The organism is Paracidovorax konjaci, from assembly GCF_900112675.1.
In the GTDB taxonomy this organism is placed as follows: Bacteria; Pseudomonadota; Gammaproteobacteria; order Burkholderiales; family Burkholderiaceae_C; genus Paracidovorax; species Paracidovorax konjaci.
In genome coordinates this window covers 143,357-156,712 of record NZ_FOMQ01000006.1, presented here as the reverse complement: position 1 = coordinate 156,712, position 13,356 = coordinate 143,357, and the positions used below count along the sequence as shown (strand labels likewise).

Genomic DNA, 13,356 nt, shown 5'->3' with positions numbered 1-13,356 from the left:
CGTGGGGGTGGGGGTCATGCGGTTTCTCCCTGGTCCAGCGTGGGGCGGACGAGCTGGTCCGCGACGGGGGTGTCGAGCCAGTCCACGCGGTTCATCTTGCGCAGCACGATGAACTCGTCGCGGTTGGTGCCGATCGTTCCGTAGTAGTTGAAGCCGTAGCTCAGCTGCGCATAGCCGCCGATCATGTGGGTGGGCTTGAGCACAACGCGGGTCACCGAGTTGTGGATGCCGCCACGCGTGCCGGTCACTTCCGAACCCGGGGTGTTCACGATCTTTTCCTGCGCGTGGTACATCATCACCATGCCGGGCTTCACGCGCTGGCTCACCACCGCGCGGGCGGTGAGCGCGCCGTTGGCGTTGAAGAGTTCGATCCAGTCGTTGTCCTCGATCTGCGCGCGCTTCGCATCGTCCTCGCTGATCCACACGCAGGGCCCGCCACGGCTCAGCGTGAGCATGAGCAGGTTGTCGGTGTACGTGGAGTGGATGCCCCACTTCTGGTGCGGCGTGATGAAGTTCAGTGCGATTTCCGGGTTGCCATTGGGCTTGCGGCCTTGCACCTCGGCAGTGGCCTTCAGGTCCACCGGGGGGCGGTAGCTGCTGAAGCCCTCGCCGAACGCGAGCATCCACGGGTGGTCGATGTAGAAGTGCTGGCGGCCCGTCAGGGTGCGCCATGGGATCAGCTCATGCACGTTCGTGTAGCCGGCGTTGTAGCTGACCTTCTCGCTCTCCAGCCCGCTCCAGGTGGGCGAGCTGATGATCTTGCGCGGCTGCGCCTGCACGTCGCGGAAGCGGATCTTCTCGTCCTCGCGGTGCAGTGCCAGATGGGTATGGTCACGGCCCGTCTGCCGGCCCAGCGCGTCCCAGGCCTTCACGGCCACGTGGCCATTGGTCTCGGGCGCGAGCTGCAGGATCACCTCGCAGGCGTCGATGTCGGATTCGACGCGCGGCATGCCCTGCGTCGGCCCGGGCGCGGCCACGGCACCATTGAGTTCGCGCAGCTGTTGCACCTCGTCCTTCGTATCCCAGCCGATGCCCTTGCCGCCGTTGCCCACCTTCTCCATCAGGGGCCCCAGCGCGGTGAAGCGGCGATACAGGTTGGGGTAGTCGCGCTCCACCACACCCATCTGCGGACCGGTCTTGCCGGGCACGAGATCGCATTCGCCGCGTGTCCAGTCGGCAACGCCGAAGGGCTGGGCCAGTTCGCCGGGCGTGTCGTGCGCGATCGGCGTGAGCACCAGATCGCGCTCCACGCCCAGGTGGCCCGGCGCCAGCGCGCTGAAGGTGCGGGCAAAGCCCTTGTAGATATCCCAGTCGCTGCGCGACTGCCAGGCCGGGTCCACCGCCGTGGAGAGCGGATGGATGAAGGGATGCATGTCGCTGGTGTTGAGATCGTTCTTCTCGTACCAGGTGGCCGTCGGCAGAACGATGTCCGAATAGAGGCAGGTCGTGCTCATGCGGAAGTCGAGCGTGACCAGCAGGTCCAGCTTGCCCTCGGGCGCCTGCGCATGCCACGCCACCTCACTGGGCTTGGCATCGCCTGCGCCCAGGTCCTTGCCCTGCACGCCGTTGCGCGTGCCCAGCAAGTGCTTGAGGAAGTATTCATGCCCCTTGCCCGACGATCCCAGGATGTTCGACCGCCACACGAACATGTTGCGCGGCCAGTTGTCGGGGTGGTCCGGGTCGGTGCAGCTCATCTTGAGCTGGCCGCTCTTCAGGGCCTGCACGGCGTAGGCTTTCGGATCCATGCCCGCGGCCTCGGCATCGCGCACCACCTGCAGCGGGTTGGTCTTCAGTTGCGGCGCCGAAGGCAGCCAGCCCATGCGTTCGGCACGCACGTTGTAGTCGATCATGCTGCCGCCGAACTGCGCGCGGTCGGCCAGGGGCGACAGCACCTCCTCCACGCCGAGCTTCTCGTAGCGCCACTGGTCGGTGTGCGCATAGAAAAAGCTGGTGGAGTTCTGCTGGCGCGGCGGGCGAATCCAGTCCAGCGCGAAGGCCAGGGCCGTCCAGCCCGTCTGAGGGCGCAGCTTTTCCTGGCCCACGTAGTGCGCCCAGCCACCACCGCTCTGGCCGATGCAGCCGCACATCATGAGCATGTTGATGATGCCCCGGTAGTTCATGTCGCAGTGGTACCAGTGGTTCATCGCCGCACCGATGATGACCATCGAGCGCCCGCGGGTCTGGTGCGCGTTCTCGGCGAACTGGCGCGCCACCGCGATCACCTGCGCGCGCGGCGTGCCGGTGATCTTCTCTTGCCACGCGGGCGTGTAGGGGGTGTCGTCGTCGTAGCTGGCGGCCGCGTTCTCGCCGGGCAATCCGCGCGCAACGCCGTAATGCGCCACCTGCAGGTCGAACACGGTGGCCACCAGCAGCTCACGCGCCGTGCCATCGGCATCCACGGTGGACAGCCGCCGCACGGGCACGGTGCGCGCGATCACATCGGACTGCACGTTGGAAGGGAAATGCGCACTGGCAATGCCGCCGAAGTAAGGAAAACCGACCTGCGCCGTCTCCCAGCCCTGCGCCTCCTGCGGGCCGGCCTCCATCAGCGACAGCCGCAGCCGCACGGGGGCGCCGGTGCGCGCGTCCTTGTCTTCCAGGTTCCATTGGCCCTGGTCTGCACGCCCGTCCGGCCCCCAGCGGAACCCGATGGCGCCCTGGGGACACACCGCGCCGCCGTGCTCATCGAACGCGACCGTCTTCCAGTCGGGGTGGTTGTCCTGCCCCAGCCGGTCCGCGAAATCGCTGGCGCGCACATAGCGGTCGGGCACCCGCACCACGCTGCCGTCTGCAAGCGTGTGCTCGCGCAAGGTCACGAGCATGGGCATGTCGGTGTAGCGGCGCACGTATTCGTCGAAGTAGGCGCTGCGCTCGCCCTGCTCGGGGAAGTAGAACTCCCGCAGGATCACGTGGCCCATGGCCATGGCCACGGCCGCGTCGGTGCCCTGCTTGGGGTTCATCCAGATGTCGGCCAGCTTGGCGACCTCGGAATAATCGGGCGTGACGGCCACCGTCTTCGTGCCCTTGTAGCGCACCTCGGTGAAGAAGTGGGCGTCCGGCGTGCGCGTCTGCGGAACGTTGGAGCCCCAGGCGATGATGTAGCCGGCGTTGTACCAGTCGGCCGATTCGGGCACGTCGGTCTGCTCGCCCCAGACCTGCGGGCTGGAGGGCGGCAGGTCGCAGTACCAGTCGTAGAAGCTCATGCACACGCCGCCGATCAGGCTCAGATAGCGCGATCCGGCCGCGTAGCTCACCATCGACATCGCGGGAATGGGCGAGAAGCCGATGATGCGGTCGGGCCCGTGGCGCTGGATGGTATGGATGTTGGACGCCGCCACGATCTCGTTGACCTCGTCCCAGGTCGAGCGCGCGAAGCCGCCCAGGCCGCGCATGCGCTGGTAGCTCTGGCGCGTGGCCTCGTTGCCGACGATGGAGGCCCAGGCCTCCACGGGCGCGAGCGTGGCGCGTGCCTCGCGCCAGGCCTGCAGCAGCCGTGCGCGCACCATGGGGTATTTCACGCGGTTGGCGCTGTAGAGGTACCAGCTGTAGCTTGCGCCCCGCGCGCAGCCCCGCGGCTCGTGGTTGGGCATGTCCCAGCGCGTCCGCGGGTAGTCGGTCTGTTGGGTTTCCCAGGTGACGATCCCGCCCTTGACGTAGATCTTCCACGAGCAGGAGCCCGTGCAGTTCACGCCGTGGGTGGAGCGCACGGTCTTGTCGTGCGCCCAGCGGTTGCGGTAGGCGTCTTCCCAGGTGCGGTCTTCGCCGTTGACCTGGCCATGGCCATCGGCGAACGATTCGCGCGGCTGGCTGAAGTACGTGAGGCGGTCGAGAAAGTGACTCATCGTGGTTCCTTGAAATGCATTTGCGTTATCCGGTGATCCATCGCACCGGCCGTCTCCACAGCGGGTAAAACCGGCGCGGCCAAAGCCAGGGCACCCGTGGAACTGGCTTGCCAGGCCACCGGGTGCGTCCCCCTCCCGCAGGAGAGGGGGAAGGCGCCAAAGGCGGCTCAGGGGGTGCGTTCCTTGCTCTAGCAGGGCATTTCTGCATGGCGGCGCGCGTAGTACCACCAGGTGATGCCGATACACAGCGCGTAGAACGCGGCGAATGTCCAGAGCGCCAGCTCCGGTCCGCCCGTCGCGGCGATCGAGCTGCCGTAGCTCTTGGGGATGAAGAAGCCGCCGTAGGCGCCCAGCGCGCCCGCGAAGCCCAGGGCTGCGGCGCCTTCGGTGTTGCCCTCGCGGGTGGCCTGGGCGCGGGCCTCGGCACTGCCCGTGCGCACTTCGGCGAGGCGCAGGTTCAGGAAGATCACGGGGATCATCCGGAACGTGGATCCATTGCCGATGCCGGTGGTGAGGAACAGCACCATGAACATCGCGAAGAAACCCGCGAAGCTGCCCTCCGCCGGCCCGAAGGCGAGCGCGTAGTCGCCCGTTCCCTTGGGCAAAAAGGCCAGCACGCCCCCGACGGCCAGGGCCATCACGGCGAAGTTCCAGAGCGTCACCCGGGCCCCGCCCAGCTTGTCGGAGAGCCATCCGCCCACGGGCCGGATCAGCGCGCCCACCAACGGGCCCAGCCATGCGTAGGCGAGCGGGTTCACGTCGGGGAACTGGCTCTTGATGAGCAGAGGAAAGCCCGCGGAAAAACCGATGAACGAGCCGAAGGTGCCCAGGTACAGCACGCACATGATCCAGTTGTGCTTGCGGCGGAAGATCGCGGCCTGCGCCGCGAACGAAGCGCGCGCGTCCGCGATGTCGTTCATGCCGAACCAGGCGGCCAGTGACGCGAGCGCGATCCAGGGCACCCAGACGAAGGCCGCGTTCTGCGCCCACACCTGCTGCGCCTGACCGTTCTTTACCATGGTCTGCGCATCGCCGCCCAGCACGCCGAACACGCCGGCCGTGATCACGAGCGGGCTCAGGAACTGCACCACCGAGACCCCCAGGTTGCCCAGCCCCGCGTTCACGCCCAGCGCCGACCCCTTGCGCTCCTTCGGAAAGAAGAAGCTGATGTTGGCCATGCTGGAGCTGAAATTGCCGCCACCCAGGCCGCACAGCAGCGCGAGCGCCAGCATGGTGGGATAGCCGGTGGTGTTGTCCTGCACGGCATGGCCGATGCCCAGTGCCGGCACCAGCAGCGAGGCGGTGGAGATGGCGGTCCAGCGGCGCCCGCCGAACACCGGCACCATGAACGAGTAGAAGATGCGCAGCGTGGCACCCGACAGCGCGGGCGCGGCGGCCAGCCAGAAAAGCTGGTTGGTCGAATAGCGGAAGCCCAGCGCGGGCAGGCTCACGGCAACCACGCTCCACACCTGCCAGATGGCGAAGGCGAGGAACAGCGCGGGCACCGAGATCCAGAGGTTGAGGCGCGCGACGGCCTCGCCCTCGCGTTCCCAGAAGGCTTTGTCCTCGGGGGTCCAGAGCGTGAGCAGCCGGCCCTGCCGGGCGGTGTGTCCAGAAGAAGTCGCAGGCATGGAAATCCTCTCTTCGTGTTGCGCGTTCACCGAGCCACCGCTTCGCCGCGCGCGTCCATCACGTCGGTGCGCCGCACTTCGGTGAAATACATCCAGACCAGCGACACCCAGACCACGCCGTACATCAGCATGAAGGCGCTCGACCGCACGCCCGTCCAATCCATGAGAACGCCGAAAAGAATGGGCAGGACGAAGCCGCCCAGCCCGCCGGCCAGGCCCACGATGCCGCTGATCGCGCCGATGTTGGCGGGGTAGTCGTCGCTGATGTACTTGAAGACGCTGGCCTTGCCGAAGGCCATCGCGATGCCCAGCACGAACATGAGCCCGGTGAACGCATACACGTTCAGGCCGATGTGGAAGCTGCGCGGCCCGTCCACGGCGAGCACCGTGAAATCGGTCTGCGGATACGACAGCAGGAAGAGGCACACCCAGCAGACCCACAGCACCCACCAGGTCACGCTGTGCGCGCCGTACTTGTCGCTGAGCGCGCCGCCGATCGCGCGCAGCACGCCGCCGGGCAGCGAGAAGCACGCGGCCAGCAGCGCGGCCACGCGGATGTCCAGGCCGTATTCGCCCACGTAGTACTGCACCATCCAGAGCGACAGCGCCACGTAGCCGCCGAACACGATGCTGTAGTACTGGCAGTACTTCAGCACGCGCGGATCCTTCAAGGCCTGCAACTGGTCGATGAAGGTCACATGGCTGGGAACCCGGTGCGACGGGTCGCTGTGGCTGAAGAGCCAGAAGAGCGCCAGCGTGCCGAGCATGATGGCCGCGTACGCGTGCGGCACCGCCGCCCATCCGAAGGCGACGAGGATCGCCGGCGCCACGAACTTGTTCACGGCGGCACCGGAGTTTCCCGCCCCGTAGATTCCCATGGCCGTGCCTTGGCGCGCCTTGGGGAACCAGCGCGCCACATAGGGCGTGCCCACCGAGAACGAGCCACCCGCCAACCCCACGAAAAGGCCGATGGTGAGGAAATGCCAGTATTGCGTGGCATAGCCCATCATCCAGATGGCCGGCACGGTGGCGGCCATCAGGCAGGCCATCACGATGCGGCCGCCGTAGCGGTCGGTCCAGATGCCGAGCGGCACGCGCACCAGCGAGCCGGTCAGCACCGGCATGGCCGTGAGCAGCCCGAACTGCGTGGCGTTCAGGTTCAGCATCTTCTTGATCGGGATGCCGATGACGCCGAACATCATCCACACCATGAAGCACACGGTGAACGCCAGCGTGCTCACGGCGAGCACCGCCCAGGCCTGGTGCGCTGGCCGGGCTGCGGATTCGGAGACGGGAAGGGGGCTGCTGCCGCCCTGGGCATGGGCTGTGGCGCGTGCGTGGGCCATGGCGTTCGTCCTTGGGAAAGCCCCGCAGTGGGTCCGCAGGGCATGGACGCATGGTCCCGCGAACGGCATGGGCTGCACATCCTCCGCTGGAGGGGGCGGGCCGCTGCGGAAGGAGGATGCGCTGCCGCCACCGCATCCTCCGAAAGAACTATGCACAAGGCACGCACCTGCCATGCCCCATGCCTCCTGCGCTAGCACAGGGGTGGCCGCGCGGCCGTGCATACCGATATCCGGATTCCTCCAATGTCGCCCGCGGCGCGCTTCCTATCATCGGCAGCCAGGGCTTCGGCGCCGCCACGGCGGAACGCTGCAGGCCCTCAGACACCACAGAACCTGTACTCCGGGAGGACCCATCCAATGATCCGAATCCAGCTCCAGAAACTCCCTCGCAACGCCGTGCTGCTCGCAGCCCTGGCCGCCGTATCCACCCTGTCCTGGGCCGACCGCCTGGGCGACATCAAGAAGGCCGGCGTGGTGCGCGTGGCCGCCTTCGACGCCAACCCACCGTTCGGCCAGGTCGATCCCAAGACCCGCAAGATCGTCGGGCTGGACGTGGACGTGGCGGCGGAACTCGCCAAGGCGCTCGGCGTGAAGCTGGAGATCGTTCCGACCAACCCGGCCAACCGCATCCCGCTACTCACCTCCGGCAAGGTGGACCTGGTGCTGGCCAACTTCACCATCACCGAAGAGCGCGCCAAGGTCGTGAACTTCAGCACGCCCTATTTCGCCTCTGGCACCCAGTTCATCGCCAAGAAGGGCACGCTCAAGTCGCCCGACCAGTTGAATGCGCTGCGCATCGGCGTGGACAAGGGCACCACCAACGAGATCCAGTTGCGCCAGAAGTACCCGCAGGCCACGCTGGTGGCCTACGACGACACGCCTTTCGCATTCGCGGCGCTGCGCAACGGCAACGTGCAGGCCATCTCGCAGGACGGACCCAAGCTCATCGGCCTGCTGTCCACCGTGCCAGACCGCGACAAGTACGAGATCCCGCCCTTCGCGATCTCGCAGGACTACATCGGCGTGGGCATACCCAAGGGCGAAACCGCGCTCACCGATACCGTGAACACAGCGCTGCGCGCCATCGAAGCCGACGGCCGTGCGCAGAAGATCCACGATGCTTGGTTCGGCCCCAGCACGGCCACGCCGCTGCAGCGCATCTTCAAGATCGGCGATCCTTCCTGAAGGCTGGCGCGCCATGGGGCGCGCACCGCTGGCATCCAACGCTTCTTCCAGCCGCCACGGCCGCGCCCTACCGGACCCGGCCGTCGCGGCCCATGGCCGATGACCGACCTTTCCTTCTCGGCGCTGCAGGAACTGCTGCTCGCGCCACGCTACCTGGGCTGGCTGCTCGACGGCTGGCTGATGACGCTGTGGTCCTCGCTGCTGGTGATCGCCGCCTCCACCGTGCTCGGTGCGGCACTCGCGGCAGCACGCGAGAGCGGCCGCGCGTCACTCGTGCGCGTCACGGGAATCTACCTCTCCCTGGTGCGCAACACACCGCTGCTCGTGCAGTTGCTGTTCTGGTACTTCGGACTGCCGTCGCTGCTGCCCGAGGGCGTGCTCGCGTGGCTGAACGGCGCGCATGCGCTGACTCTGTTCGGTACGGTGGTGGCGCGATGGCCTTCGTTCGAGTTCCTCGCGGCCTTGGCCGGGCTGGTGCTGTATTCGGCCGCCTATGTGGGCGAGGACATCCGCTCGGGCCTGCGCGGCGTGCCGAGCGGCCAGCGCGCTGCCGCCCTCGCACTGGGCTTTACGCCGGGCCAGGCCTTGCGCCACGTGGTGCTGCCGCAGGCCCTGCGGATCGCCGCGCCGCCGCTCATCGGCCAGGCCATGAACATCCTCAAGAACACCTCGCTGGGCATGGCCATCGGCCTGATGGAGCTGTCGTACCGCGCCCGCCAGGTGGAAGCCGAGACCTGGAAGACCTTCCAGGTCTACGGCATCGCCACCCTGCTCTACATCCTCGCCATTGCGCTGCTGGGGGCCGCCGGCCGCCTCGCGGAGCGGCGGGCCTCGGGCACCCGGCACAGGGCGGCATGATGGACTTCTCGTTTCTGCACAACGACCTCGGCTACCTGCTCTGGGGCACGTTTCCCGAGGGGCCGCCCGGCGGCGCACTGCTCACGCTGCTGCTCAGCGCCGGTTCGGGCATCGCCTCGGCCGCGCTCGGCCTGGGCCTGGGCATCCTGCTGGTGCTGCTGCGTGGCCCGGCACTCCACCTGCTGGTGGCGGTGCTGGGTTTCCTGCGTGCCATTCCGGTGCTGATGCTGATCTTCTGGACCTACTTCCTGCTGCCGTTGTGGCTGGGCATCGACGTGCCGGGCGTGCTGTCGGTGATGGCCGCACTGGCACTGGTGAGCGGCGCCTACCTGGCCCACGGCGTGGCGGCAGGCATCCGCGGCGTGGGCAACGGGCAGTGGACGGCAGGGCTGGCGATGGGCTTCACCCGCTGGGGAGCGCTGCGCTACGTGGTGCTGCCGCAGGCGCTGCGCATGATGCTGCCGTCCTTCATCAACCAGTGGGTCACGCTCATCAAGGACAGCTCGCTCGCCTACATCGTCGGCGTGAACGAGCTTTCGTTCCTCGCCACGCAGGTCAATGCTCGGGTAATGATCGCCCCGGCGGAGATCTTCTGCTTCGTCGCCCTGCTCTACTGGCTGCTGTGCAGCGCGCTCGACCTGGGTGCGCGTGCCGCGGCCGCGCGCGGTGCGGCGCCGGCCATGCGCTGACCGCCGGCCCAGCCGCTTTGCCAGACAGGGCTCACGCCACGCGCTGTCGGTCCGACGCGTACACGGCCGCCTGTACGCGCGAACTGAGGCCCAGCTTGCGCAGGATGTGTTGCACGTGGATCTTGACCGTCGTCTCCGCAATGTCGAGCGCGCGCGCGATCTCCTTGTTGCTCGCGCCGCGTGCGATTTCCCGCAGCACGTCCTCCTCGCGCGGAGAAAGCGGGCTCGCAGGCTCGGCAGCTTCGGGCTGGTGGGTGGCGTCCGGCGGCGGCGCGCCCGGTGCCTCGGTTACCGCATCGGATGGCGGACCGCCTTGCGCCTGGAAGGCCGCCACGAGCTTGCCCATCAGTTCGGCGCTCACCACGGGCTCGCCACGGGCCGCCCGGGCGATTGCATCGGCCAGCAGATCGCCTTCGATGGTCTTGAGAAGGTAGCCCTGCGCACCCTGACGCAGGGCCTGCGCGAGGTCTTCTCCGTCTTCGCTCACCGTGAGCATGAGCACCCGCGCCTGCGGCATCGCCTCGCGCAGCCCGCGGATCGCGTCGATGCCACGCACTCCCGGCAGGTGGTGGTCCAGCAGAACCACCTGGGGAGCGAGCGGCGGCGCCAGCCGCAGCGCCTCGCCCGCATCGCCGGCCTCGCCCACCACGCGCAAGGCCGGGTACTGGGCCAGCAAGGCGATCAGGCCGCGGCGGAAGAGCGTGTGGTCGTCCACCACGAAAACGCGCAGCGGTTCGGCCGCGGCGCAGCGCAGCGCATCGGAAGGCGACGCGGTCACAGGCGTGTCGGAGAGCGGCATGGCGGCCGGATCAGCAAGCGAGCGGCGCGAACGCCGGGACCGGACGCGCCGCTCGCGCGGCAGGCGCCGGCCCGGCATCGGCGGGGCTGGCGGGATGGGTCGGCAGTTCGATGCAGACCTGCGTGCCGCGGCCGGCGGTGGCACCGATGCGCACCTGCGCGCCGACGCGATCGGCCCGCTCGCGCATGATGCCCAGGCCCACGTGCAGCGAATCCGGCGGCACGGCGGCCGGGTCGAACCCGCAGCCGTCGTCCTCCACCTCGAAGCGCCAGTGCGGATGGCGCTGCACGCGCACGTCGACGCGGCGCGCGCCCGAGTGCTTGCGCACGTTCGAGAGCGCCTCCTGCACCATGTGCAGCACCTGGATCTGCACATCCGGGGCCAGCGGCAGCCCGTGCCCTGCCATGGAGAGCGTGTGCGCGATGCCGGTCTGGTGGCCGAACTTGGAGAGCGTGGCACGCAGCGCGGCCTCGATGTCCTCCTCGCTGGTGCGCGTGCGGAAATGCACGAGCAATTCACGCACGTCGGCATAGCAGCCGCGCACGCCCACATCCAGTTCCCCCATGCTGCGGTCGCGGGCGCCGGTATCGCCACGGCCGACCGCGTCCCGCAGCAGTTGCGTCTGGATCTTGAGAAAGGCCAGCGACTGCGCGATCGAGTCGTGCAGCTCACGTGCGATGAAGGACCGCTCCTGCGCCACGGCGGCCTCGCGTTCGAGCGCGGTGGCGCGCAGCCCTTCCATCGCCGTGGCCAGATGGCTCGCCATGGCCTCCAGCATTTCGCGCATGCCGGGCTCCACCTCCGTGGCCGCCCGGAAGAAGAGGTTGACCTCGCCCAGCACGCGTTGCTGGGTGCGCACGGGCACCAGCACCAGCGTCTGGTAGCCCGCGTCGCCGCAGTGCGGCATGCCGGGCCGCGCGCTGGGCAGGATGGGGATGACGCGCAGCCGGGCGGAGGACTCGGGCTGCCCGCAGTGGCACGCCCCGGTGGGCAGGCAATGCTCGCCCTGCGCCATCGACTCGGGCAGGCCGTGGCCCGCCAGCAGCATGTAGCGCTCGTTGGCCTCGTCGGACCAGCGCACGGCGGCGGCATCGGCGTGCGCGATCTCCCGCACGCGCTCCACGAACCCCCGGGCCAATGCGTCGAGGCTGCCGGCCTCGGAGACCTGGGCGCTCACCGCGTAGAGCGACGCAAGGCGCGCGTTGCGCTCCTCCAGCCGGCAGGTCTTCTCCGCCACCTTGCGCTCCAGGTCCTGGTGCGAGGATTGCAGCGCATTCGCCATCAGGTTGAAGCCGGTGGCCACCTGCCCGAATTCGTCCTGCGACTCCACGGGCAGGCGCGTGCGCAGATCGCCCTGCCCCATGCGCGCGAGTGCCTGCTGCAGACGCGCCAGCGGAGCGAGCACCAGCCAGTGGCTCACGGCCATGAAGGCCACGGCCGCGGCAATGGCCACGGCCACCATCGCGAGCTGGAAGAGGTGCAGCGCCGCGGTCCACCGCGCCATCTGCTGCTCGATCGCATCCACGAAGCCATCCACCTGCTGCACGAAGGCATCGGCCTGCGGCACCGTGGGCGCACCCGGGCCATCGCGCAGGGCATGCCACGCTCCACGGATGCCGTCGAAACGCGCCAGCGTGTCCGGGTTCCAGGGCACGAAGAGAGGCCTCCCGGGATCGCCCTGCCGCAACAGGGCCAGGCTGGCATCGAACCGTTCCGACAGAGGCGCCACGGCTTGCGGCGACTCCAGTTGCCCTGCGAGCGCCATGCGCATCATGGTCATGCGCAGGCGGCCCGCTTCGTTGACGGCTGCGGCACCGCCTTCGAGCCGCCAGGTGATCCAGAGCGTCAGCGCAATGGACAGCAGGGCCACGGCCAGGAAGCCGCCGCCGATGGCCAGCAGGCGGGTGGTCAGCGTGAGGGGTCTGCGCATGGCCGCAGTGTAGGAACGGCCCGGCGCACCGGGCTTGATGCACGTCAAGCCGCGCGGCATGCAGCGGATAACCCGGCGCCTGTCCCTGGTTTGCGCGCAGCCGGGTCCGGCGGGCCCGTAGCATCACCCGCCCCGAGCCACGCTTTCGCACGACCGAAAGGCCTGCCGCATGACCACCCTTCCCACCGCCCTGCCGACCGCCGCACGCGCCGCCGTGCTCGCACTGGCCCTGCTGGCCGCCGCCTGCAGCCACTCCCCGCGCACGCCTGCGGACAACGCACCATGGGACGGCCTGACGCCCGCCGAGGTGCTGCTGATCGGCGAACAGCACGATGCACCCGACCACCAGCGCCTGCAGCGCGAGGCAGCCGCCGCGCTGGCCAGCCATGGCCGCCTCGCGGCCCTGGTGATGGAGATGGCCGAGGCCGGGCGCAGCACCTCCCGCCTGCCGCGCGGCGCGTCCGAAGCCGATGTGCGCGAAGCGCTCGCCTGGAACGATGCGGCATGGCCCTGGGCAAGCTATGGCCCCGTGGCCATGGAGGCCGTGCGTGCGGGCGTTCCCGTGCTGGGCGGCAACCTGCCCCGGGCGCAGATGCGCGAAGCCATGCGCGACACCGCGTGGGATGCCCGCGTGCCGCCGGCGGTGCTCCGCCGGCAGATCGCAGCCATGGAGGAAGGCCACTGCGGTCTGCTGCCCGCGTCGCAGTGGCCCGGCATGGCGCGCATCCAGATCGCGCGCGATGCCAGCCTGGCGCAAACGGCGGCCGGTGCGCGCCGCCCTGGCCAGACCGTGCTGCTCGTGGCAGGAGCCGGCCATGTGCGGCGCGACCTCGGCATTCCGCTGCATTGGGAGCACGACCTGCGCGCCAAGGTCGTCATCGCGCAGGCGCGCCAGGAGGGCCCACCCCTGCCGGCCGCTGCCGCGGACCGCATCGTGCAGACGCCTGCCGTCCCGCCGAAGGACCACTGCGCAGGCCTGCGGCAGCACTCCGGAACCGCCCGGTGAGGGATACGGCGGTGGCATGGGTCCGCTCCGGATGCGGCGCGGGCCATGCCGCAGGGCAGCGTGGCAGATC

9 protein-coding genes are annotated in these 13,356 nt (G+C 69.0%); 4 read left to right on the top strand and 5 right to left on the bottom strand.

From position 1 onward, the window contains the following. Window positions 1-14: 14 nt before the first annotated feature. From BM144_RS11105 to BM144_RS11095, 3 genes are all read right to left on the bottom strand, one after another. The gene (locus BM144_RS11105; RefSeq protein ID WP_092952151.1) at window positions 15-3,842 is read right to left on the bottom strand and encodes a nitrate reductase subunit alpha; all 3,828 of its coding nucleotides are present in this window, start codon (window positions 3,840-3,842) and stop codon (window positions 15-17) included. 188 nt (window positions 3,843-4,030) lie between these two features. Then, on the bottom strand, window positions 4,031-5,473 hold the full coding sequence (locus BM144_RS11100; protein ID WP_092952149.1) for a NarK family nitrate/nitrite MFS transporter: 1,443 nt from the start codon (window positions 5,471-5,473) through the stop codon (window positions 4,031-4,033). A gap of 26 nt (window positions 5,474-5,499) precedes the next feature. Further along, window positions 5,500-6,819, bottom strand: a complete 1,320-nt coding sequence (locus BM144_RS11095) for an MFS transporter (RefSeq protein WP_245783628.1) — start codon at window positions 6,817-6,819, stop codon at window positions 5,500-5,502. A gap of 357 nt (window positions 6,820-7,176) precedes the next feature. Here BM144_RS11095 and BM144_RS11090 point away from each other — a divergent pair, with 357 nt between their 5' ends. The 3 genes from BM144_RS11090 to BM144_RS11080 all read left to right on the top strand — a co-directional run bounded on the left by BM144_RS11090 (window position 7,177) and on the right by BM144_RS11080 (window position 9,551). Next, window positions 7,177-8,004, top strand: coding sequence for an ABC transporter substrate-binding protein (locus tag BM144_RS11090; RefSeq protein WP_092952147.1), 828 nt, complete (start codon window positions 7,177-7,179; stop codon window positions 8,002-8,004). Window positions 8,005-8,103: 99 nt separating this feature from the next. Next, complete coding sequence (locus BM144_RS11085) at window positions 8,104-8,862, top strand: amino acid ABC transporter permease (protein ID WP_092952145.1); 759 nt, start codon at window positions 8,104-8,106, stop codon at window positions 8,860-8,862. Continuing rightward, window positions 8,862-9,551: an amino acid ABC transporter permease gene (locus BM144_RS11080; protein WP_092952143.1), complete on the top strand. Its 690-nt coding sequence runs from the start codon at window positions 8,862-8,864 to the stop codon at window positions 9,549-9,551. The genes BM144_RS11085 and BM144_RS11080 overlap by 1 nt, the downstream gene beginning before the upstream one ends. A gap of 31 nt (window positions 9,552-9,582) precedes the next feature. On the opposite strand, the gene BM144_RS11075 is transcribed toward BM144_RS11080, so the two are convergent. Continuing rightward, on the bottom strand, window positions 9,583-10,350 hold the full coding sequence (locus tag BM144_RS11075; RefSeq protein ID WP_092952508.1) for a LuxR C-terminal-related transcriptional regulator: 768 nt from the start codon (window positions 10,348-10,350) through the stop codon (window positions 9,583-9,585). A 10-nt stretch (window positions 10,351-10,360) separates the two neighbouring features. Then, a complete protein-coding gene (locus BM144_RS11070) occupies window positions 10,361-12,280 on the bottom strand; it encodes a HAMP domain-containing protein (protein WP_092952506.1) in 1,920 nt (639 codons plus the stop codon). Between the two features lie 169 nt (window positions 12,281-12,449). Between BM144_RS11070 and BM144_RS11065 the strand changes: the two genes are divergently transcribed. Beyond that, window positions 12,450-13,286, top strand: a complete 837-nt coding sequence (locus tag BM144_RS11065) for a ChaN family lipoprotein (RefSeq protein ID WP_092952141.1) — start codon at window positions 12,450-12,452, stop codon at window positions 13,284-13,286. Window positions 13,287-13,356: the final 70 nt, after the last annotated feature.

What these genes read in the sequence shown, in the direction of transcription:
- BM144_RS11105 (WP_092952151.1), bottom strand. Translation starts at nt 3,842, where the DNA reads ATGAGTCACTTTCTCGACCGCCTCACGTACTTCAGCCAGCCGCGCGAA.
- BM144_RS11100 (WP_092952149.1), bottom strand. Translation starts at nt 5,473, where the DNA reads ATGCCTGCGACTTCTTCTGGACACACCGCCCGGCAGGGCCGGCTGCTC.
- BM144_RS11095 (WP_245783628.1), bottom strand. Translation starts at nt 6,819, where the DNA reads ATGGCCCACGCACGCGCCACAGCCCATGCCCAGGGCGGCAGCAGCCCC.
- BM144_RS11090 (WP_092952147.1), top strand. Translation starts at nt 7,177, where the DNA reads ATGATCCGAATCCAGCTCCAGAAACTCCCTCGCAACGCCGTGCTGCTC.
- BM144_RS11085 (WP_092952145.1), top strand. Translation starts at nt 8,104, where the DNA reads ATGACCGACCTTTCCTTCTCGGCGCTGCAGGAACTGCTGCTCGCGCCA.
- BM144_RS11080 (WP_092952143.1), top strand. Translation starts at nt 8,862, where the DNA reads ATGGACTTCTCGTTTCTGCACAACGACCTCGGCTACCTGCTCTGGGGC.
- BM144_RS11075 (WP_092952508.1), bottom strand. Translation starts at nt 10,350, where the DNA reads ATGCCGCTCTCCGACACGCCTGTGACCGCGTCGCCTTCCGATGCGCTG.
- BM144_RS11070 (WP_092952506.1), bottom strand. Translation starts at nt 12,280, where the DNA reads ATGCGCAGACCCCTCACGCTGACCACCCGCCTGCTGGCCATCGGCGGC.
- BM144_RS11065 (WP_092952141.1), top strand. Translation starts at nt 12,450, where the DNA reads ATGACCACCCTTCCCACCGCCCTGCCGACCGCCGCACGCGCCGCCGTG.